Source organism: Paraburkholderia bonniea (assembly GCF_009455625.1).
In the GTDB taxonomy this organism is placed as follows: Bacteria; Pseudomonadota; Gammaproteobacteria; order Burkholderiales; family Burkholderiaceae; genus Paraburkholderia; species Paraburkholderia bonniea.
The window spans coordinates 862,619-883,764 of sequence record NZ_QPEQ01000001.1; the positions used below are offsets into that span (position 1 = coordinate 862,619).

General features: G+C 60.3%; 11 protein-coding genes and 2 pseudogenes. All 13 read left to right on the forward strand.

What is annotated here, in order from left to right; translation table 11 throughout:
* The first annotated feature begins 2 nt into the window (after window positions 1–2).
* Complete coding sequence (locus tag GH656_RS03820) at window positions 3–1,229, forward strand: hypothetical protein (protein WP_217352215.1); 1,227 nt, start codon at window positions 3–5, stop codon at window positions 1,227–1,229.
* On the forward strand, window positions 1,226–2,266 hold the full coding sequence (locus tag GH656_RS03825; protein WP_153074661.1) for a WavE lipopolysaccharide synthesis family protein: 1,041 nt from the start codon (window positions 1,226–1,228) through the stop codon (window positions 2,264–2,266). The genes GH656_RS03820 and GH656_RS03825 overlap by 4 nt, the downstream gene beginning before the upstream one ends.
* Before the next feature lie 28 nt (window positions 2,267–2,294).
* A complete protein-coding gene (locus GH656_RS03830) occupies window positions 2,295–3,029 on the forward strand; it encodes a glycosyltransferase family 2 protein (RefSeq protein ID WP_246184285.1) in 735 nt (244 codons plus the stop codon).
* Window positions 3,029–3,652, forward strand: a complete 624-nt coding sequence (locus tag GH656_RS03835) for a PI-PLC domain-containing protein (RefSeq protein ID WP_153074663.1) — start codon at window positions 3,029–3,031, stop codon at window positions 3,650–3,652. Before GH656_RS03830 ends, GH656_RS03835 begins: the two co-directional genes overlap by 1 nt.
* Before the next feature lie 10 nt (window positions 3,653–3,662).
* Complete coding sequence (locus tag GH656_RS03840; protein WP_153074664.1) at window positions 3,663–4,295, forward strand: HAD family hydrolase; 633 nt, start codon at window positions 3,663–3,665, stop codon at window positions 4,293–4,295.
* Window positions 4,292–5,008 carry a glycosyltransferase family 2 protein gene (locus GH656_RS03845; protein WP_153074665.1) on the forward strand — a complete coding sequence of 239 codons (717 nt, stop codon included), beginning with the start codon at window positions 4,292–4,294 and terminating at the stop codon, window positions 5,006–5,008. Before GH656_RS03840 ends, GH656_RS03845 begins: the two co-directional genes overlap by 4 nt.
* 18 nt (window positions 5,009–5,026) lie before the next feature.
* The gene (locus tag GH656_RS03850) at window positions 5,027–5,353 is read left to right on the forward strand and encodes a cupin domain-containing protein (protein ID WP_153074666.1); all 327 of its coding nucleotides are present in this window, start codon (window positions 5,027–5,029) and stop codon (window positions 5,351–5,353) included.
* Window position 5,354: 1 nt separating this feature from the next.
* Window positions 5,355–7,136 (forward strand): hypothetical protein, encoded by a 1,782-nt coding sequence (locus GH656_RS03855; protein ID WP_153074667.1) that lies wholly within the window; start codon window positions 5,355–5,357, stop codon window positions 7,134–7,136.
* A gap of 1 nt (window position 7,137) precedes the next feature.
* On the forward strand, window positions 7,138–7,773 hold the full coding sequence (locus tag GH656_RS03860; RefSeq protein WP_153074668.1) for a hypothetical protein: 636 nt from the start codon (window positions 7,138–7,140) through the stop codon (window positions 7,771–7,773).
* Window positions 7,774–7,970: 197 nt separating this feature from the next.
* Window positions 7,971–9,176 (forward strand): annotated as a pseudogene (locus GH656_RS03865) (capsule biosynthesis protein); the annotation flags it as partial.
* A 203-nt stretch (window positions 9,177–9,379) separates the two neighbouring features.
* Window positions 9,380–10,183 (forward strand): SDR family NAD(P)-dependent oxidoreductase, encoded by an 804-nt coding sequence (locus GH656_RS03870; RefSeq protein WP_153074669.1) that lies wholly within the window; start codon window positions 9,380–9,382, stop codon window positions 10,181–10,183.
* A gap of 185 nt (window positions 10,184–10,368) precedes the next feature.
* Window positions 10,369–11,826 (forward strand): annotated as a pseudogene (locus GH656_RS03875) (LTA synthase family protein); the annotation flags it as partial.
* Between the two features lie 518 nt (window positions 11,827–12,344).
* Complete coding sequence (locus GH656_RS17870) at window positions 12,345–21,122, forward strand: SDR family NAD(P)-dependent oxidoreductase (RefSeq protein WP_425495845.1); 8,778 nt, start codon at window positions 12,345–12,347, stop codon at window positions 21,120–21,122.
* Window positions 21,123–21,146 lie beyond the last annotated feature (24 nt).

The window sequence follows — 21,146 nt, forward strand, 5'->3', positions numbered from 1 at the left end:
CCGTGATGAAAACAGCCAAACGAAAAATCGCGGTATTACTGACAGGCGTAATGCATGATTGCCTGCGCTGCGTCCAGTCGCTCCAGTTTTTGCTGGAAGACTGGGAAGTAGATTATTTCGCCGTATTACGCGAAGAATTTGCCACGCCGGATGCAATGGCTGAGCTAAAAGCGGTTATTCCAGCGGTTGAATTTATTATCGTTCCACAAGCTGAAACGGAAAATGCGCTGAAGCCGTTTGCAAATTTCTCCATTACGCCTACTGCAGTAATGATGTGGCATGAAATAGCGTATGCCGCAGGCCGGATGGGTAAATTAAAACAATACGATCTCGTATTGCGCAGCCGTTATGACATTTTTTTTCATCACCAGTATTTGCCGGAAATTAATGGCAATGCGAGCGATGTATGGTTGCCTGGCCAAATGAGCTGGTCGGGTGCGAATGACATGTTATGCGTTGCCGCACCTGAAGCCTTTACCGCTTATGCACAAACCTTTCAGCGATTGCAATATATCGTCGCGGTTGAAGAAATTAATGTGCCTGAAGCGATTATGGCTCGTTCACTGGCTTTGGCCTCATTGCGCGAACAGCCGCTTGACGTACGCTTTATTCTTTATCGCGGCACTTTGCATGAGCAGTTTAGTGATAGCCAGTTATGTGTCATGGCGGACCGTGATCCTAATCAGTCGGCTTATAAATTTGACGATTCGGAGCAAACGGCCCAGTTACGCGCTGAATATGCGGCCAGCGTTACTGCGATGACAGAGCTGGAAGCTTATTTCCCATTACATGAAACCTGGCATGCGGGTTTTAATTTTTATCCGGTCGAAATAGACGAGCGCGATGGCAGTCATTTCCGCTGGTTAGGTATGCACGGGCATATCAACCGGCCATTGAACCGGCACGCCACTGGCATTTCATTTCAGATTAATTTCAGTGTTCCCGGATGGAACCTCTCTGATTTGACTGTGCTGGTTGATGGCGTGCCGGTCACGCTCGACGTTACCTCGGTTGATGAACTGGGCCGCCCGCAGGTGTCGGGGCGCTTTACCCGGCCGCCTTCGCGCCGGCCGTGGAGCAAGATCGGTTTTTCGTCGAAGCGCCAGGTGGTGCCGTCGGCCATTGGTGAAAATCCACACGATCATCGTGCGCTGTCGATTGCGATCAGCGATTTCAAGGTGCTCGAAGCGGTTAAACCTGCCGCTGTTGCAGGGAAGCACGCCCGATGACACGTATCCGCAACGAAGACATCACGCTGGTGTTTCAGGGCCAGTGGCTGGAGTCCACTGCCGGGAACATCGCGCGGGCGCGGGCGGCGCTGCCTGGCGTGCAGATCCTGCTGAGCACGTTCGCTGCCGATCACACCGGCGCGGGTGCGGCGCTGTGCGACCGCGTGGTGCGCTCGCATGACCCGGGGCCGCTGGCACCGTGCATGCGCGGCAGCAACGCACGGGCGAACAATCTGAACCGCCAGATCGTGACGAGCGCGGCTGGGCTGGAGCAGGTCAGCACGCGCTACGCGGCGAAGATCCGCACCGATTGCACGCTGGTGTCGCGCAACTTCGCTGAGCTTTACGAGCACATTGACGCGCTCGATTTTGCCGGGGACCGTTTGCTGGCCAGCAGCTTTTACACGCTGCATCCAGAAGGGCTTGAGCAGTTGCAGTTCCACGTCTCTGACTGGTTTATTTTTGGCAAAACCGAAACGCTGCAAACGTATTTTGATGTGCGCTTAATGAGCCGTAGCGATGCTGAATGGTTTGACTGGCATCCCTATGAAAAAGGGAGCAGTCATATTGCCCGCAGGTATCGCGCGCGCTATAGCCCGGAGCAATATCTGGCCGTGGCCTATGCGCAAAAAACGGGCAATTACAGCGTGCCGGATTATCTTAATCACAGCACTGAAGCTGTCATGCAGGATTGCATGCGTCTGATTGCTGAAAAATTTATTGTGTTTGATCCTGATTTTATCGGGCTGGGCATTGAAAAGTATCGTCACGTCGGCTGCTCGAATTACCAGTTTTTTAACTGCGTCTGGGGCTCTGACTGGCTGGATTTCTGTGAGCAGAAAAAAACCCTGATTAGTAATAATCCAGGTGAAAACATTTTGTTTGAAGCTGCCCTGCAAGGGCCATCTAGTGGGAGGCGCCGTGCCGCAGCCGATTTTATGAAAAAAATTAACCATGCAATTCCTTTACTCAGGAGCGGAAAAATGATGCCCCTGGTAGGGAAAATGCTGGGATTGTATCGCCACGTTTATTCTTGAGATGAATATGTTAAATATTGTTGTTCCAATGGCAGGCGCAGGTAGCCGTTTTGCCAAAGCAGGTTATGTTGATCCGAAACCACTGATTCCGGTCCGTGGGACGCCGATGATTCATCTGGTAATTAATAACCTGCGCCCGTCTTGTGCGCACCGGTTTATTTTTATTTGCCAGCAGGCGCATATTAACCAGTACGGTTTGCGCGAAAAACTGGCGCAATGGGCCCCGGGTTGCGAAGTGGTTGGCATTGATGGTTTGACAGAAGGTGCGGCTTGTACCGTGCTTGCTGCGCGGCAATTTATCACGCTGCATGAGCCGCTGATGATCGCCAATAGCGATCAGTATGTGGATATGGATATCGACGATTATCTGGCAACGATGGAGCAGGACCATCGTGATGGCTTGATTATGACCATGACGGCCAACGATCCAAAATGGTCGTTTGTCGGGCTGGCACCGGATCAGACGGTGACTAATGTCGTCGAGAAAAAAGTGATCTCAAATGAAGCGACTGTCGGAATTTATAACTTCCGTAAAGGCGGTGATTTTCTGAAAGCAGCTGATTTAATGATTGAAAAGAAGCTGAAAGTAAACGGTGAATATTATGTCGCGCCGGTTTATAACGAAATGATCCGGGTGGGCGCGCGAATTGGGATTTACAACATTGGCGAAGAAGCGGCCGGCATGTATGGCCTTGGTATTCCTGCCGATCTCGATTTATTTTTGTCGCTGCCTGTGTGCGGCCGGGCGCTGGAGAGCGTGTAATGAAAGTTCTATCGCATCGCGGTTACTGGAAAGTGGCTCAGGAAAAAAATACGCCTGAAGCATTTATCCGTTCAGTTGATCTTGGCTTCGGCACTGAAACCGATATTCGGGATGTGCTGGGTGAACTGGTTATTTCGCATGATCCACCACGAGGCGGACAAATGAGTTGCGCTGATCTGATTGCGCAGTTTGAACAGCAGCAATTGCCGCTGGCACTTAATGTGAAAGCCGATGGTCTCGCTGAGCAGATCCGCGATGCGTTTTCTGGAACCGGGATCGACTGGTTTGTGTTTGATATGTCGGTGCCGGATATGAAGATGCATATCAAGGCAGGTAATCCGGTTTTTACCCGGATGAGTGAGGTCGAACAATATCCGGCGTGGATTGATAACGCCGATGGCGTCTGGCTCGATTCATTTGGCCCGGAATGGTATACGGCGGTCGATGTGCGGGCGCTGTTGCAGCGTGGTTTAAGGGTGTGCATCGTATCGCCGGAGTTGCATGGCCGATGCCATACCGAGTTCTGGTCAAGTCTGTATTCGCTTAAAAACGAAGAAGGCTTGATGATTTGTACCGATTTTCCAGAAGAATGCCGGGATTTTTTTAAAACGCAGGAAGCGTGAAGAGGGTGTGATGATTAAGGCAGTAATTTTTGACATGGATGGTGTGCTGATCGAAGCCAAGGAATGGCATTACGACGCACTCAACCGGGCGCTACGTTTATTCGGTTATGAAATTAGCCGTTTCGAGCATTTGACAATGTATGACGGCTTGCCGACCAAGAAAAAGCTGGAAATGCTGTCGCTGGAAAACGATTTGCCCGCCAATCTGCATGCGTTCATTAATGAAATGAAGCAGCAATACACGATTGAAATGGTGCATGCGTCGTGCAAGCCGCGTTTTGTCCACGAATACACGCTCGCCACGCTGAAAGCGAATGGCTACAAGCTGGCCGTCGCGTCGAATTCGATTCGTAATACGGTCGAGCTGATGATGGACAAGGCTGGTCTGAGCGGTTATCTCGACACCATGTTGTCGAATGAAGATGTGAAGCACGGCAAGCCAAGCCCGGAGATTTATATCAAGGCCATGCAGGCGCTGGGTTGTGAGCCGCATGAGTGCGTGATCGTGGAAGACAACGAAAATGGCATCAAGGCCGCGCGTGCATCAGGCGCGCATGTGCTGGTGGTGAAAGAAGTTGAAGATACGAATTACACCAATATCATTCAATTTATTCAGAAAACAGAAGAAGGGCAGGCAGCATGAATGTTTTGATCTTGGCCGCTGGCGTAAAAGAAACCCAGCCTATGGAAGACGGCTATCCATTGTTACTGGCTGAAATTGATGGCATGCCATTAATCGAGCACGTGATTAATTCGGTCGCCAGGCTTGAGCCGAAAAAAATCACCATCACGATGCGCCGCACTGAAATGAACCAGTTTCATCTGGACAACATCGTCAATATTCTGTGTGCTTCGGCGGACGTGGTCGCGGTGAATGATGGTGTCAAGGGCGCGGTATGCACCGCATTGCTGGCGTCGCCGTCATTTGATAACGATGAAGAATTGCTGATTATCAATGTCAATCAGCTGGTGGATATTGATCTGGCCGCAGTGCTTGAAACCTTCCGTGCCAGAAAACTGGATGCGGGCCTGATTACCTTCGATTCGATTCATCCACGTTATTCCTATGTCCGGATCGATACCGCAGGCCGGGTAATTGAGGCGTCTGAAAAGCGGCCTATCAGCAAGATGGCGTCGGCTGGCATTTACTGGTTTGCCAAGGGCGCGCGCTTTGTTGCCGCAGCGAAAAACATGATCCGCAAAGACGTCCAGGTAGGTGGAGATTTTTACGTGACGCCGGTGCTGAATGAACTGATTCTCGACCAGGCCGTGATTGGTGCGCATCAGATTGAAAAAACGCAATACCAGCCGGTTAAAAACGAGAATCAGCTGAAACATGCTGTCGCTCACATTTAGTTAGATACGGAAAAAGTCATGCAAGCATTCAAACTGGACGACATGGTCAAAGGCTGGTTTGTGGGCGGATTTCAGCCTACGGCTTTGGCGACTGAAGCATGTGAAGTGGCGGTCAAAAAATATGCCGCTGGCACGCGTGAAGAGGCACATTTTCATAAAATCGCCACCGAAATCACTGTGATTATTTCGGGGCGGGTTCGCATGATGGGTAAAGAATGGGGCGAAGGTGACATCGTGGTGCTGGCACCGGGAGATGTCACTGATTTTGAAGCGTTGACCGACACCGTGAATGTGGTGGTCAAGGCCCCCGGCGCGCTCAACGATAAATATCTCGTAGATAACTGAAATGCCAATTATCAAGCTGGAGCATCTGAAAGCGCTTGGATATGCCGCGATCAGCCGAAAAACGGCACCATTGCTGCCCGACGAGGTTATCCAGCAGGCGGATAACGGCGCGGTAGTGGTGACGTTTCGCCCGCTTGGTAAGCGTGACCCTGAGCGCACCGTTAAAAAAATCCATGCGGCTGAGCGATTTTCGTGGATCACCGGCACGCATGTCATTGCTTACGGGCTGGAAACGGATTCGCCGCTGGCGCCGCTGATTTTGTGGGATATCGCGCATGCGCTCAAAGAGGGCGGCTTGATTTCTGTCTATAACGATGCGATCAGCGAGTCATATTTATTGCGTGATTATTTCCGGCTTGGGCTGGAAATAGTCGAGCAATCGGCGTCGGGCATTGTTTTCAGAAAATTTGCGCCGCTTGCGGCTGAGCGTGACAGTGGTCTTGATTCATGGACTTTCGGGATTCCCGTTGGCCCGGAAGATGCGACGTTATTGAATGCGGTGGTCAAGCGCATTCTTGAGCTGGATATCGAACACAAGGAAATTCTGCTGTGTGGCCGGCCGGGGGACAATTTTGCCTATCTGGACCAGGTGCGCATTGTGGGTGAAGACATTACTGCGCCCCCGGTTCAGATTTGCGCGAAGAAAAACCGTCTGGCACTCGAAGCGAAACATCCTAATTTGTGCATCATTCACGACCGGGTTTTTTTGCCATCTGATTTTGGCGATGTCGTGCGGCGCTTTGGCGATTGCTATCCGCTGACCACGCTGCAAAGTGTCTTTTTTGATGATCGCTATAACCTGGTGCCGCGCCGTTATTCCGATTACGGTATTTCGCACCGGGTGCGGGGGCAAAACGAACGCGGTGTGATGCGCAATGAGGGCGTTGAAAGCCTGAGCGCATTTTCGCCGGGCATTCTGGCGCTGACGGAAAGCGCGGGGTTTTATGGCGCGAATGCATTGCGCTATGGCATGAGCAATTACCCGACCGGCAGCATGTATATCTGCAAAAAGTCGGTCTGGCTGCTGAGCCCGCAAAACGAAAATCTGCACTGGATCGAATTCGAAGATCTGGAACATGCGTTCCGCGCGTCTGACTACGGCATTCCGAGCCGCGTCAATCCTTATGGCATTACCCAGTCTTTGATCTCGCGGCCGTTGCTGTCGCGTGCGACAGGCTCGTTTATCGAAAGCGCGCGCGGCCGGGCAAAACTGGTGCGCTCATGGACCGAAGTGTTGCCCATCAGCCGCAAGCCCGCGATCAAGGTGCCGGCTGACAAAGCGCTGGAAATGATGCACCGCTTCGCCAAAAAATATATTCCGCGTGAGATCCAGATTGGTGTGCCGGTAGCGGCCGTGGAGCGCTCAGCGCAGCGTCTGCTTACCACCATCGATATTCTTTCGCGGGTGCGAGTGCCGGTGCAGAAAAAAGCATTGCGCGAATTTATTCAGGATTTTGGCAAGCAGATCGTGTTCGACCAGTTTCCGTTTTCATGGATCGAATACACGCTGCATCGCTTTATCGTGGACCGGGTGCATCCGGTCAAGGCGATGGTGGATGAGAACGAGATTTTGCTGAGCCACGTGGTTCTGCGGCCTAAAGGGCAGATTTTTTATCGCTCGCCTGATGATTATTTTCAGAAGCGTTCGCTCAAAGTGTGGCTAGGCACATGGTGTTCTGCGCTTCATCTCTACCGGCGGCGGCGCGACGTGTTGTATCTGCAGGGCGGTTTGTTGTTTTACTTCCGCGCGTTGTTCAGAACCACGCCATTCAGGAAGCCATAGCATGCACATGATTAGTTTTCCGGCCAGCACCTGGCGTGGTGAGCGTCAGGCGAGCATCGGCTTTGCGCAGCATGTGGCGGCCAGCCACGTTCATCAGCCGGTGTCGATTCTGGCTGACGCGGCCACGATCGTCGCGCAGCCGCCGTTTGAACAAAACCCTTTGCTGCTGGTTGAAGTGCCGTTTCGCACGTGGATCAAAAGCGATCTGATTGAAGATGGCGTGCTGGATATCGAACAAGTGCGGCACGCGTGCAGTGCGTTTCCCGCGAACAGCATCGTGGTGCTGGATGCCACTGGGTTCAAGCCAGAGATCATCGTGCATGCGCTGGCCCAGGCGCGGATCGGGTTGTATGCGCTCGAGCGCTGGCCTGCTGTGTTCATGCTGATTAGCGACGACACCCAGTTGTTCCAGGTGGCCCAGCCGTTATCCAGCGCGTTTTACTTGCAGCCGTCGATTTTCTCGCCGTCGATGATGCAGCGTGCCGTTAAACGGATCGCTTCGGATGCTTCCAGCCTGAGGCTCTTTGGCCGGAGCATGGGCTCCATCGCCAATTTCGTGCGGCGCTGGCGAACACGCCGCACCGAAGCGCACGAGCAAAAACTCAAACGCGAACGCGGCTGGCTATGGGATGACTGATGCCGCCAGGGGGGTGCGCTGCATGTGCGCGAATCCGCCCGGCCGCTGGTGTTTCAGGCATCGAATGCAGGCCTCGAGTCGAGGCCTGCGCTGTTGCTTCGTTACTTCGTTGCTTAGTCACTTAGTCACTTCGTTGCTTCCCGTGAGCAAAGTCAGGCAACTGGTTTTGTCTTCAGCTTAAACATGACTGCCGCTTCATGAGACGTTCTTTTCTGCTTCTACAAGGTCCGGCTTCTCCGTTTTTTTCCGCGCTGGCGCAGCGGCTGGCAGAGCACGGGCACCGGGTCAGCCGGGTCAACTTTTGCGGCGGCGATCGGGCTGTGGCAGGGGCGATGCCGCGTGCTGAGCAACATGACTACCGTGGCCCGCTCGCGCACCTGGGTGCCTGGTATGACGCGTTGCTTGAGGCTGGTGAGATTACGGACGTGTTGATGTTTGGCGACTGCCGTCCGGTGCATCAGCCGATGCATGCGGTGGCGCAGGCGCGTGGCGTGCAGGTGCATGTATTCGAGGAAGGTTATGTGCGCTCGCACTGGATCACGCTGGAGCATGGTGGTGTGAACGGGCGCTCGTCGTTGCCGCGCGAGGCGGCCTGGTATCTGCGCCAGCGCGCGCATTTGCCGCCAGCGCGCGCTGGCGAGCCGACCGGCTACCGCATGACGGTGCGTGCGCTGCATGATCTGCGTTACCGGGCCGCCAATGCCTGCTTCATGCTGCGCTTTCCGCATTACCAGACCCACCGGCCGCGCAATGGCTTGATCGAATATGCGGCGCTGGCGTGGCGAGTGGTGCAGCAACGGCGTTTTCGCCAGCACGCGCAACGGGTTATGCATGAGCTGCTGGGCACGCATCAGCCGTATTACCTGTTTCCGCTGCAGCTCGATTCCGATGCGCAGATTCTCACGCACTCGCCGTTTGCTGATATGGGGCAGGCGCTGCGAGTCGTGCTTGGTTCATTCGCTCGTCATGCGCCGCGCGAGAGCTTGCTGCTGGTGAAGAGCCATCCGCTCGAAACCGGGCTGATCAACTATCGCCGCGTCGCGCAGAACGTGGCGCGCGAACTGGGGGTGGCGGAGCGTCTGCGGTTCATTGACGCGGGCCATTTGCCGACCTTGCTCGAAAACGCGCGCGGGGTGGTGCTGATTAACAGCACGGTGGGACTATCGGCGCTGCATCACCGGCGTCCGCTGATGGCGCTGGGCAATGCGATTTATGGCCTTGATGGGCTGACCTGGCGCGGCGCGCTGGATGACTTCTGGTGCAACGCGGGGCCGCCGGATATGGCGCTGTATCAGGCTTTCCTCGATTACGTGCTGCATCGCACGCAGATCAATGGCGACTTCTATACGCAGAGCGGTATTGCGCTGGCGCTGCCACAGGTCGTACAACGGCTGGAACATGTGCAGCGCGCGGATAGTGCGATGGCGGGGGCGGTGGTCGAGGCTGTGGTGGAAGTAGCGGGAGTAGCGGGAGTAGCAGAAGTAGCGGGAGTAGTGGAAATAGCAGAAGTAGTGGAAACAGCAGAAACAGCAGAAACAGCAGAAACAGCAGAAACAGCAGAAACGGTGGAACCCGTTGAATCACGCCGTCTCGCGGTGGATCTCCTATGAAAACCGATGCCGCTTCACGCCATGCCGCGCCGCGTCATATTGTGATTACCGGTGCCAGCGCGGGCCTTGGCTACGCGCTGGCGCTGGCGTATGCGGCACCCGGTGTGGTGCTGGGGCTGTTGGGGCGCGATGCCGTCCGGCTTGACGCGTGTGCCGCGCAGTGCCGCGCGCGTGGGGCGCTCACCGTCACAGCGTGTATCGACGTGCGCGATGCACTGGCGGTGCAAAACTGGCTCTGGCATTTCGATGACGCGCATCCAGTCGATCTCCTGCTCGCCAACGCCGGGGTGGCGCACACGCTGGCGGCTCCCGGCGACTGGGAAGACCTCGCGTGCATCGAGACGCTGCTCAGAGTGAATTTCGCCGGCGCGCTGCATGCGGTCTTGCCGTTGGCTGGGCGGATGCGCCTGCGCGGTGCAGGACAGATCGCGCTGGTGAGTTCGCTGGCGGCGTTGCGCGGGATGGCGCTATCGCCCGCGTATTGCGCGAGCAAGGCGGCACTCAGCGTATGGGCTGAGGCGATGCGGCCGTTGCTGGCATGCGAAGGCGTGCGCCTGACGCTGATCTTGCCCGGCTTCGTGCAAACCGCGATGAGCGAGCGTTTCCCTGCAAGCAAGCCCTGGTTGTGGCCAGCCGATAAAGCCGCGCAGCATATCCGCCGCAAGCTGGCAGCAGGCTGCGCGGAAATTGCGTTTCCGTGGCCGCTCGCGTGGGGGATGCGTCTGCTGGCGCTCTTGCCTGTGACGCTGGCCGATGCGCTGCTCGCCCGTTCGTATTGGCCAGGCCAGAAGAGGCGCTGAATGTCCCCGCAGCCGCAACGGAAGGCAAGATGAGCACGGTGAGCACGATAGCCGCCACGCCGCTCGCGGCTTCCTCTGGCGTATTGCCGCTGGGGGGCGCGGGTGGATGCGGCGTATTCAGCTCAGGTAGCGCATGCGCGGCGCAGGCTTTGCCGCTTCCGTCTCTTCTGCTGCCTCTACTGCCTCTGCTGCTTTTGCTGCTGCTCACGGTTGCGCTGAGCCTCGCAGCCGATGCGCTGGCTGCGCCGCGTCCCGCCTGGAGGCGGCGGCCGCTCGCGGCGCTGGCGCTGCACGCGTGTGGTGTGTCTTGCATCGTGCTGGTCTGGCTGCTGGCGAGTGCCCGGCCAGTCTTTAGCGTGGGCGCGACGCTCGCGCTAACCGGCCTGATGGTCGCGGTCAGCAATGCCAAGCACGCGGCGTTGCGCGAGCCGTTTGTGTTTACCGATCTCAGCTTGTTTAGCCAGCTCTTTGCTCATCCCCGTTTGTATCTGCCATTCCTGAGCGGGCGCACGGTGCTGGCCGCGAGCGTGGGCGGGGTGTTGCTGGCGCTGCTCTTCGTCTTCGATCCATCACGCAGTGGCTACCGTACTGGCGGCGTCGCGCTGGCGGCTGGGCTGTGTCTGGGCGTGGCGTATGGGCTGGCGGCGCGCTTGCCGTTGTCGCTTGATCCCGCTGCCGATCAGCAGCGCTGTGGTTTTTTCGCGGTGTTCGCAGCGTATTTGCTCAATGGCTTGCGGCCTGCTACGTGGCGTGCGATGCGCGCGGCGCTCGCCACTAGTCCGTTTGCGGCAGGCGCGCCGTCGGCCTCGGCTCAGCCGGATGTGATTCTGGTGCAAAGCGAATCATTCTTTGATCCGCGTCGCTTGAGTGACGCGATCCGGCCATCCGTGCTGGCGCAGTTCGATGCCGTGCGGCGCGAAGCATTTAGCTATGGCCCGTTGCAGGTTCCTGCGTGGGGCGCCAATACGATGCGCACGGAATTCGCGGTGCTGAGCGGCCTGCCACCGTCGCGCCTTGGCTATGCGCGTTTTTATCCGTATGCGTTCGTGCGCCGCGCGGGGGCTTCGCTAGCGGCGTGGTTTCGGCGCGGGGGGTATCGCACACTGGCGTTGCATCCGTATTACGGCGATTTCTTTGGCCGGGACCGGGTGCTGCCGCTGCTTGGCTTCGAGCGTTTCAGCGATCTGCGCGCGTTTGCGGCGGCGGCGCATGCCGGGCCTTATGTGGCTGATGCCGCCGTGGCGCAGGCGATCATCGAGGCGCTTGATGGGGTGCCTGGGGTGCCTGGTGCTGAGGCGGTGCCAGGCGTGGCGTTCGGGGCGGTGGCTGACCAACCTGCGCTGATTTTCGCGCTGACGATGGAAAACCACGGCCCGCTGCATCTCGAAGCCGTCGAGCCAGGCGAAGCCGCGGCGTTTCATACGCTCGGTGAAGCACCGGGGTGGCATGAGTTGACCGCTTATCTGCGTCATCTGGCGCATGCCGACGCGATGATCGGCACCCTTGTGGCTTACCTGCGCACACGGCCGCGCCAGACGGTGCTGTGTTTTTATGGAGATCACGTGCCCGCGCTGCCGGGTATCTTTGGCGCTTTCGACGTGCAACCGGTGGAGAGCGAGTACTTCATCTGGCGCAATTTTGGCGCGCCTTCCAGTACTTCTTTGTGCGCTTCTTTTAGTGCTTGCCAGACGTTGTCCGCCGATTCGCTGGGCCGTGTGCTCCGCCAGGCGCTGAGCGATGTTAGTGACGCTAGCGATGTTAGTGACGTTAGTGATGCGGGTGACGTTAGCGATGCCGGTGACGTTAGTGATGCGGGTGCCGTTAGTGATGCCGGTGACGTTAGTGATACCAGTGCAGTTAGTGATGCCGGTGACGTCAGCGATACCAGCGCCGCTAGTGATGCCGGTGACGTTAGTGATGCGGGTGACGTTAGCGATGCCGGTGACGTTAGTGATGCGGGTGCCGTTAGTGATGCCGGTGACGTTAGTGATACCAGTGCAGTTAGTGATGCCGGTGACGTCAGCGATACCAGCGCCGCTAGTGATGCCGGTGGCGCTAGCGACGTTAGCCATGCCAGCGCCACCAGCCAACCCGGCCCAGCCAGCCAACCCCGCCACGCTACGGCAGCCCATGCGCCGCAGGCGGACACAACACACAAATCATGACCAGACAGATTGCGATTGTGGGCATGGCCTGCCGGTTTCCCGGCGGGGTCATGAACCCGGACGAGTTTTGGACCCTGCTGTGCGAAGGGCGCGATGCGGTGACGGAAGTCCCTGCTGAGCGTTTCGGCACCGAGTTCTATCAGCACCCCACACGGCGCGAGCCGGGCAAGAGCTACACCTTTGCTGCGGGCGTGCTGGATGACGTCGCCGGGTTCGATGCGGCGTTTTTCGGCATCTCGCCGCGCGAAGCTCAGCAAATGGACCCGCAGCAGCGTCTGTTGCTGGAGCTGGCCTGGGAGACCTTCGAGCATGCAGGGCTGGCACCGGCCACGCTCAAGGGAAGCACTTGCGCGGTGTACGCCGGGGTGGCGAGCCCGGACTACGGCAACCGCAGCATGGACGACCTGAATTCGGTTGATCCGTATTCCGCCACTGGCAACACGCTGAGCATCGTCGCCAATCGCCTGTCGTATCTGTTCGATCTGCGCGGGCCGAGCATGGCGGTGGATACCGCGTGCTCGTCCTCCCTCGTCGCCCTGCATCAGGCTTGCCAGACACTCCTCGCGGGCGAAGCGGAGATGGCGCTGGCGGGCGGGGTGAACTTGCTGCTGCATCCGTTTGGCTTTGTCAGTTTCTCCCAGGCGTCGATGCTGTCGCCCACTGGCCGCTGCCGTGCGTTCGATGCGGCGGGCGATGGTTATGTCCGCGCCGAAGGTGGCGCGTTGGTGTTGCTGAAAACACTGGAGCGGGCGCTGGCGGATGGCGACACGATTCATGCCGTGATTGCGGGCTCCGGGGTGAACTCGGACGGGCATTCGGCTGGCGGCATCAGTGTGCCGCGCGCGGCGACCCAGGCCGCGCTGCTGGCCAGTGTGTACCGCCAGGCTGGCATTGATCCACGCACGCTGGCGTATCTGGAAGCGCATGGCACCGGCACCGCAGTGGGCGACCCGATCGAAGCCCAGGCGCTGATCGACGTTGCCGCCGCCGGGCGCGACGTTGAGCAGCCGTTGCTGGTGGGGTCGGTCAAAACCAACCTCGGGCATCTTGAAACCGCCTCGGGCATGGCGGGCTTGTTGAAGGTGGTGCTGTGCCTGAAGCATCGGGCGGTGCCTGCATCGCTGCACTTCAACACGCCCAATCCGGCGATTGATTTTGCGGGCGGGCGGCTGAAAGTGGTGCAACGGCTGACGCCGCTCGATGAGCGCGTGGATGCTGGGCCGCTGGTGATGAGCGTCAATTCGTTTGGCTTTGGCGGCACGAATGCTCATGTGGTGTTGTGTGAGGCACCGGGTTCGAGCCAGGGTCAGGTGAAGCCGCAGGCGATGTGTCAGTGGGGGGCGGTGCCGATGTATCAGGCAGCGGCAGTGCCAATGGCAACAACGGCAACAGCGGCAACAGCGGCAACAGCGGCAACAGCGGCAACAACGGCAACAACGGCAACAACGGCAACAACGGCAACAACGGCAACAACGGCAACAACGGCAACAACGGCAACAACGGCAACAGCGGCAACAGCGGCAACAGCGGCAACAGCGGCAACAGCAGCAACAGCAGCAACAGCGGCAACAGCGGCAACAGCAGCAACAGCAGCAACAGCAGCAACAGCAGCAACAGCGGCAACAGCGGCAACAGCAGCAACAGCAGCAACAGCAGCAACAGCAGCAACAGCGGCAACAGCAGCAACAGCAGCAACAGCAGCAACAGCAGCAACAGCAGCAACAGCAGCAACAGCAGCAACAGCAGCAACAGAAGCAACAGAAGCAACAGAAGCAACCAGCACCCCAGCCGCTGGTTCAGCCACAGCTACCTCCAGCTTGCCTGGCTTACCTGATTTATCCGAAGCGAGCGCAGCAACACCGCCGCCACCATCACCGCATTTATTGCCCTTGATGCTCTCGGCCCGCGCGCCAGGCGCGCTGGCGGCGCTGGCCGGGCGCTATCTGCGGCAGCTGGACGCGGGCGTCGACTGGGACGCGCTGGCAGCCGCGGCGGCGCATCGGCGGCAGTGGCTGGAGCTGCGCGCATTGCTTGCGCCATCGAGCCTCGCTGAAGGGCGAGCCACGCTCGCGGCGTTGGCTGCTGGCCAGTCTGCCCCGGCACCTCAGGCGCTGGCGCAGGGAGAGGCGCTCGATGAAGCGGGCCGCGTCGCGCTGGTGTTTTCCGGCAATGGTGCGCAATGGGCCGGGATGGGGCAGCAGTTGCTGGCGCAAGAGCCGGTGTTTCGTGCCGCGCTGGCCGAAGTCGACACGTACTGGTGCGCGGATGGCAGCTCGTCGCTGACGGAGATGCTGCAAGCCGGCGTGAGCGCGCTCACGCTCGAAGCAACTGAAATCGCCCAGCCGTTGTTGTTCGCGCTTCAGGTGGGCGTGACACGGGTGCTCGAAGCGCGCGGGGTGCTGTACGACGCCTGTGTGGGCCATAGCGTCGGCGAGGTCGCGGCGGCGTGGGCCGCCGGTGCGCTGACGCTGGAGCAGGCGGTGCGCGTGATCCAGGTGCGTAGCCGGGCTCAGGCGCTGACGCGCGGCACGGGGCGGATGGCGGCGGCGGGTCTCGGTGAGCGTGCGTCGCGGGCGTGGCTGGAGCAGCTTGGTTTGAGCGCAACGGTTGAGATCGCAGGCATTAACAGCGCCCAGTCCGTCACGCTGGCGGGGCCGCTGGCGGCGCTGCAGCAGATCGAAGCCCTGGCGCGCGGACAGGGCGTGTTTTTCCAGTTGCTGGAGCTCGATTACGCCTTCCACAGCCCGCAGATGGACCGCATCGAACCGCTCGTGCGCGAAGGTCTCGCCGGGCTCGTACCGCCACCCGGCCCGCACCGGTGCCGTTTCGTGTCGACGGTGGCGACGGCCGATCTGGATCAGCAGGTGCTAGATGGCGCTTATTGGTGGCGCAACGTGCGCGAGCCGGTGCGTTTTGGCGCGGCGATCGCGCATCTGATTGCTGACGGGGTACGTCTGTTTGTCGAGATTGGCCCGCATGCGATTTTGCGCAGCTACATTCGGCAAGGTTTGGCGGAGGCCCAGCTCGAAGGCCATGTGCTGGCGACGCTCAAGCGCCATCACGACAGCGCGCAGCAGTTGCAGCGCGCGTTGTTCGAGGTGCTGGCCTGCGGCGCGCGGGCCGATCTCGCGCGCTTTATGCCGCAGCCGCCGCGCGCGCATGCGGACGTGACGCTGCCGGCTTACCCCTGGCAGCACGAACCATACTGGCTCAAGCCCAGCCCAGAGGCGTACAACCTGGTCAACCGGCGTCGTGAGCATCCGTTGCTGGGCTACCGCCTGCATGAACACGCGCTGGCCTGGGAAAATCAACTGGATGCACGCCAGTTGCCGTTGCTGGCGGATCACGTAGTGGATGGTGCGGTGACCTTCCCCGGGGCGGGCTATGTGGAGATGGCACTAGCGGCGGCGCGGGCGCTGTTCGGCCGGGCCCGTGGCGCGCTCGAAAATCTGGAGATCCGTTTGCCGCTGGTGCTGACGCCGCCACCAGCGAAGCTGCTGCGTTTGATCGTCGAGTCGCGCAGCGCCACCTTCACGATTGAAAGCCGCGACCGGATGAGCGACGAGCCATGGCAACTGAACGTCACCGGACGGCTGCTGGCCGGAGATACGCCGCTGGCCACGCTTACTTCTGCCGAGATCGCACGCACCTGTGCCTTGCGTGATGCGCTGGCGGCACGGCCCGTGCTGAGCGGGGCGACGTTGTACGCGAAGACTTCTGCGCTTGGGCTGGATTACGGGCCTGGGTTCCGCTGGGTGCGTGCAGTGCATCTCGCGGCGGATGGCGCGACTGCGCTGGCGGAGCTGGTGTTGCCTGAGGGGCTGGGGGGAGCAGGGGTAGTAGAAGGAGCAGAAGGAGCCGGTTATTTATTGCATCCAGGGTTGCTGGATAGCAGTTTTCATCCGTTGTTCGCGTTGCTGGCATCGGGCTGGTCAGAGGCTGATGTGGCGGGGCAGACGGCGGCGTTTGTGCCAGTGCAGTTCGGCCGCATCGACTACCTCAGCGGGCAGGCGGTGAGCCATGTGCTGGCGCGGGTCCAGCGGCGTAGCCCGCATTCGCTGCTGGCTTCGTTTGAATTGCTGGACGCGCGTGGCCGGGTCGTAGTGCGACTGGAGGCTTGCCGCTTTCGCCGCGTCGAATTCAGCACCCGGCAGCGCACCGCGCCCGGGCGTTATGTCTGGCGTCTTGAAGCGCAGCCGCGTGATGTCTTGTCTGAGGCGCGGCGCTTGCCCACGCCCCGGGCGCTGTTTGATGCTGCCCGGGCGCAGCGAGTAGATGTGGTGGATGTGGCGGGCACCGTGGATGCAGCGGATGCGGGGTCGGCGGCAGACGCTGATATCGCGCGCCGCCAGCTCCATCTGACTGAGATGCTGCCGCTGCTGGATGTGCTCGCCAGCGCTTATGCGTTGCGGGCGCTGGACGCGCTTCAGGTCTTTGAACCCGGCGCTGCCAGCGAAGCTGCTGGTGGTGTTGACGCCTCGGCCGCAGTGGAAACTGCAGCCATAGCAGAAGCCACAGCTAAAGCACAAACCACAGCAGAAGCCACAGCAGAAGCCACAGCAGAAGCCACAGCAGAAGCCACAGCAGAAGCCACAGCAGAAGCCACAGCAGAAGCCACATCTAAAGCAGAAACCAAAGCAGAAATCCCACCCAGCAGCTATTCCGGCGCTCATCCGGCGCTGTATGCGCGTCTCGAAGCGATGCTGCTCGAAGATGGTTTGGCGCGCCGCGAGGGCTCGCGCCTCAAACGCGACACCGCCGCCTGCGCCAGTCTTCCCGCGCTTGAGGATCTCTGGCGCGACTTGCTGGCTCGCTCACCGGCGCACGTCGCTGAACTGACCTTGCTGGCGCATTGCGGCGCGGCATTACCTGCCGTGCTGCGTGGCGAATCCAGCAAATCCAGCAAATCCAGCAAATCCAGCGAATCCAGCGACCCCACTGACCCCGCAGCAATAAGCACTGCATCAGCGCCACTAGCCAGCAGCGGTTTGATGGAGCATTTTCTGTGCGCCTCGCCTACTTGGGCGCACACCAGCCAATTAATGCGCGGGTGTGTCGAGCAGCAACTTGCTGCCGCATCGCGGGTGCATCAGCGTCCGCTACACGTGCTGGAACTTGTCTCGCCGCTGAGCACCGTGCCTCAGCCACCAGTGTGCGAGGGCCTGGAAACGCGTGCGACTTGTACGCTGGCAGGCACATCCGTGCAGTTGAGCGCCTTCGATGCCAGCACGTACCCTGCGTGGCACACGCTCAACGCCGATCTGGCCGCGCAGCCGCCGAGCATTGAGGCGAGCCCTAGTGCGACGCTTTACGACGTACTGGTGGCGCGCCATTTGCTGGCGGGCGTAACTGACCCTGGCGCAGTGCTGAGCGCGCTGCGCGAGCGGCTCGCTCCTGGCGCGCTGTTACTGCTCGCTGAAACCCGCCCGAGCCGCTTCGGTGACATCGTGTTGAGCCTCGATGAGACGCGTGCCACACCGTTCGTCCAGGCGGGACACGCTCCGCTGCAATGTCAGCGCTGGCTGGAGCAAGCCGGGTTCATCGAAGTCACACGCGAGATCGAACACGGGCTGGATCTGGAAGGAACGCCGCTGCTGTTCGCTGCACGCGTGCCGCAGCATGTGCCGCAACTCATCACGCAGCAGCCTGCTCAGACGGCACAGGCACAGGCACAGGCACAGGCACAGGCACAGGCACAGGCACAGGCACAGGCACAGGCACAGACCCAGACCCAGACCCAGACCCAGACCCAGACATCATCAGCACAACACTGGACCTTGGTCTCGCTGGAGCCCCGCGCGGATGCATTGCGCGGCGCGCTGGCGGTCGAATTGCAAGCGGCGGGGCATCAGGTAACGCTGGCGCAAAACGATGAGCAGGATGGGTTAGCTGAGCTAGCGATTTCTACAGCGGACACGTCAGTTGCGTCTGGACGATGGGTGTTTCTCGCGGCGGAAGATGCGTTGCCGTTGGAGAGCACCGGGGCGGAGGTGTTGCAGGCGCAGCAGCAAATGGCGCTGGCGCTGGCACGTCGAGTGCGGGCGCTGGCACGATCACGGGAGGTTGCGGCCTCATCTGATGCTGCGATGGCGAGTAGCCAGACGTCTGCGCAATGGTGGCTCGTGACACAAGGCGGCTCACCATTTGCCACAGCAGATGTTGTTCCCGCCATGTGTATGACCAACACAGCCAGCACAGCCAACATAACCTCCAAGCTTCACGCGCCTGGCCAGGCGACGTTGTGGGGGCTGGGCCGGGTGTTGGCTAACGAGCATCCGGAACTGGGCTGCCGCCTGATCGACGTTGATCCAGAGAGCGTTGACCCAGCACGCCAACTCGCCGTTGAACTACTCGCGCTGGACCAGGCTCAGGCCCTAGCCCAGCAGAACTCTGCAGCCGCAAGCACCGGTGCAACCGCAACCGCAACCGCAACCGCAACCGCAACCGCAACCGAAGAAGAAATCCTGCTGACCCCAACTGGCCGTTACGTACCCCGCATGGTCACCGCCGACGCCACCGCATCGGTCATGATCCAGGCCACCAAGACCCCCCAACCAGCCGAACCAGCCGAACCAGCCGAACCCACCACGCACCACGCGTCACCTCCCACCATCGCACTCGGCTTCCGCGCCCCGGGCTCGTTACGCCATCTCGAATGGCGCGTTTCACCCAGCCGCCCGCTGGCCGACGATGAGGTTGAAATTGAACCGGTCGCCTCCGGTCTGAACTTCCGCGACGTGATGTATGCACTCGGGTTGCTCGCTGATGAGGCCGTCGAAGAAGGCTTCGCCGGGGCGACACTGGGCATGGAGCTGGCTGGACGCATCAGCCGCGTCGGCGCGGGCGTTCACCCTGCCGCTGGCAGCAAGCGTGGCTTCGCCGTTGGCGACGCCGTGCTCGGCTTTGCCCCAGCCTCGTTTGCCAACCGCGTGCGCACCCGCGTCAACGCGATCACGCACAAACCCGCCGCGCTGAGCTTCGAAGAAGCCGCGACCCTGCCCACGGCGTTTTTCACGGTGTATTACGCACTGGTCGAACTGGCCCGTCTGCAACCCGGCGAGCGCGTGCTGATACACGGTGGCGCGGGTGGCGTCGGTATCGCGGCGATCCAACTGGCGCGTCACCTGGGGGCCGAAGTGTTCGCCACCGCAGGCAGCCGTGAGAAGCGCGAATTTGTCCGGATGCTGGGTGCCGATCATGTCTTCGATTCGCGCAGCCTGGCGTTTGCCGATCAGGTTCGCGCCTGCACGGGCGGCGCAGGCGTGGATGTCGTGCTGAATTCACTCGCCGGTGAGGCGATGCTGCGCAGCATCGACACACTGCGTCCATTTGGCCGCTTCCTTGAACTCGGCAAGCGTGATTTCTATGAAAACAACCGGATCGGCTTGCGTCCATTCCGGCACAACCTCAGCTATTTCGGCATCGACGCCGATCAACTGATGAAAGCCCAGCCCGCCCTCACCGCGCGTTTGTTCGGCGAAGTGATGGCGCTGTTTGCCGCAGGAGTGCTGCATCCGCTGCCGTACCGCAGCTTTGCGGCGCAGCAGGCCGAAGACGCGTTCCGCTCGATGCAACAGGCCCGCCAGATCGGCAAGATCGTCCTGACCTATCCACGTGGTGTGCCTATGCCCCAAGGCGCTGACGCCTGCCTGCAGCAACTGCGCCTTGATCCAGCCGCGGCGTATTTGCTGGTTGGCGGCACAGGCGGCCTGGGCTTTGCCACTGCGCGCTGGATGGTGGCGCGAGGCGCGCGCCATCTCACACTGGCGAGCCGCACGGGCACGCTCGACGCCGCGCTGGCCGCCGAAGCGGCCAGTTGGAATGAGCAGCAAGGAGTGCAGGTGAGCCTCGCGGCGTGTGATGCGACCGACGCCGCTGCGCTCGACGCGCTGGTGGCCACCATCACGGCGCGCGGCACGCCGCTCAAGGGCGTGCTGCATGCAGCGATGACGCTGGATGATGGTCTGCTGCGCAACCTGGATGACGCGCGTTTTGCTGCGGTGCTCGCGCCCAAACTAGCCGGAGCGTGGAATCTGCAACGCGCCACACGAGCCTGCGCGCTCGACTTTTTCATGGTTTATTCGTCCGTCACGACGTTTCTCGGCAACCCAGGCCAGGCGAGTTACGTCGCGGCCAACAGTTTTCTCGAAGCGCTGGTGCAACGGCGGCGCGCTTGCGGTCTGGCGGGCACGTATATGGCGTGGGGCCCGCTGGGCGACGTTGGTTTTCTGGCGCGTCATGCCAGTACACGCGACGCGTTGCAGGCGCGCATTGGCGGCGCGCCGATCAGCTCGGACGAAGCGCTCGCCGCGCTTGAACAGGTGCTGCTGCAAGGCCGCGCAGGCGAAGCCGTGGTGCGGCTGGACTGGCAGGCGCTGGCACGCGGCATGCCAGCGGCGCAGGCGCGCCGTTATACAACGCTGCCGCGCCAGCGAGCCGCCGAACCTGCCAGTGGCGCTGGCCCGGCGCTGCCGCAACGGCTGCGGGCGCTGCCACGCACTGCAGCGCTGGCGCTGGCAGGCGAGACCTTGCGTGTTGAAATCGCCAGGATCTTGCATCTGCCGCCTGACAAGATCGACCCGGTCCGGCCGGTACAGGAGCTGGGGATGGATTCGCTGATGGGCATGGAGCTGGGGATGGCGCTGGAAGCCCGCTTCGGCGTGCGGCTTTCGGTGCTGAGCCTGGCGAGCGGCGCAAGCGTGCAGACTTTGGCGCAGAAGCTGGTCGATACGCTGCTGGCTGCGCCGCAGGATCAGCGCGGGGGGCGGCGATAGCTGAAGGGTTAGCGGATTCAACGG

Bases quoted from the DNA above. Each gene is read 5' to 3' on its own strand.
- GH656_RS03830 (WP_246184285.1), top strand. From the start codon at position 2,295: ATGGCAGGCGCAGGTAGCCGTTTTGCCAAAGCAGGTTATGTTGATCCG.
- GH656_RS03850 (WP_153074666.1), top strand. From the start codon at position 5,027: ATGCAAGCATTCAAACTGGACGACATGGTCAAAGGCTGGTTTGTGGGC.
- GH656_RS03835 (WP_153074663.1), top strand. From the start codon at position 3,029: ATGAAAGTTCTATCGCATCGCGGTTACTGGAAAGTGGCTCAGGAAAAA.
- GH656_RS03855 (WP_153074667.1), top strand. From the start codon at position 5,355: ATGCCAATTATCAAGCTGGAGCATCTGAAAGCGCTTGGATATGCCGCG.
- GH656_RS03825 (WP_153074661.1), top strand. From the start codon at position 1,226: ATGACACGTATCCGCAACGAAGACATCACGCTGGTGTTTCAGGGCCAG.
- GH656_RS03870 (WP_153074669.1), top strand. From the start codon at position 9,380: ATGAAAACCGATGCCGCTTCACGCCATGCCGCGCCGCGTCATATTGTG.
- GH656_RS03840 (WP_153074664.1), top strand. From the start codon at position 3,663: ATGATTAAGGCAGTAATTTTTGACATGGATGGTGTGCTGATCGAAGCC.
- GH656_RS17870 (WP_425495845.1), top strand. From the start codon at position 12,345: ATGACCAGACAGATTGCGATTGTGGGCATGGCCTGCCGGTTTCCCGGC.
- GH656_RS03860 (WP_153074668.1), top strand. From the start codon at position 7,138: ATGCACATGATTAGTTTTCCGGCCAGCACCTGGCGTGGTGAGCGTCAG.
- GH656_RS03845 (WP_153074665.1), top strand. From the start codon at position 4,292: ATGAATGTTTTGATCTTGGCCGCTGGCGTAAAAGAAACCCAGCCTATG.